The sequence below is a fragment of the Bartonella sp. AC130YNZD genome (genome assembly GCF_042196865.1).
Classification (GTDB): domain Bacteria; phylum Pseudomonadota; class Alphaproteobacteria; order Rhizobiales; family Rhizobiaceae; genus Bartonella.
The window spans coordinates 1-724 of the sequence record NZ_JBHIQZ010000151.1 but is presented as its reverse complement, the minus strand read 5'-3'; the positions used below and the strand labels follow the sequence as shown (position 1 = coordinate 724).

2 protein-coding genes are annotated in these 724 nt (G+C 44.6%); both read left to right on the top strand.

What is annotated here, in order from left to right; all coding sequences use genetic code 11:
- Window positions 1-455, top strand: a 455-nt coding sequence (locus ACFINU_RS10220; protein ID WP_375667717.1) for a lysozyme, incomplete at its 5' end; no start/stop codon positions are given.
- Window positions 452-679: a hypothetical protein gene (locus ACFINU_RS10215; protein WP_375618856.1), complete on the top strand. Its 228-nt coding sequence runs from the start codon at window positions 452-454 to the stop codon at window positions 677-679. The genes ACFINU_RS10220 and ACFINU_RS10215, both read left to right, overlap by 4 nt.
- The last annotated feature ends 45 nt before the right edge of the window (window positions 680-724 follow it).

The window sequence follows — 724 nt, the reverse complement described above, 5'->3', positions numbered from 1 at the left end:
CCGTTGAACAAGCCGTTCAAGTTTCTTTAACCGATGAACAATTCGCGGCTTTAGTCTCCTTTTGCTATAATGTAGGAACAACAGCTTTTTGCAATTCGACCCTATTAAAAAAACTCAATAGTGGCGATTATGAAGCAATCCCAACCGAATTACAGAAATGGACCAAAGCTGGTGGTAAACGCTTGCAAGGTCTTGTACACAGGCGTGCAGCAGAAGCAGGCTTATGGGCGAAAGGTGCTTTTGTTTCCTCTAACTACCAAACCGTAGAAACGCAAGCACCAACAGGGCTTTTCAAAGCCGAAGCCCTTGCACCAGTCATTGGCTCTTTTTCTGGGCTTGGTGGCTTATTAGCCGGCAATGGTCCAGTGCAATGGGCGCTCGCCACTATCATGGTTTTAGCTGCATGTGCTGGCATTTTCTTTGTTGCTAAACGTTTTCAGGAACACCGCCTATGATCTTATGGATGAAAAAAAATCTGCTGTTAACAGGCGCGGCTCTAGCCGCTTTTTTTATGGCTTTGGCAAAAGCTTTTACCCTTGGAAAAAAGGCAGAACAGCAAAAGCAAACAGAAAAAACCTTAAAGGCAGCAACAACACGGCTGGAGGTGGAAAATGAAGTTAATCAGAAAAGTGATACTGATGTGCGTGCTGCTCTCTCTCGTTGGTTGCGGGACAAATAAGTATGTCTCTTGTGTTGGTTGGTTGCCAATTTATTTAGAGAGGCA

Coding starts and splice junctions, on each gene's coding strand:
- ACFINU_RS10215 (WP_375618856.1), top strand. CDS start 452: ATGATCTTATGGATGAAAAAAAATCTGCTGTTAACAGGCGCGGCTCTA.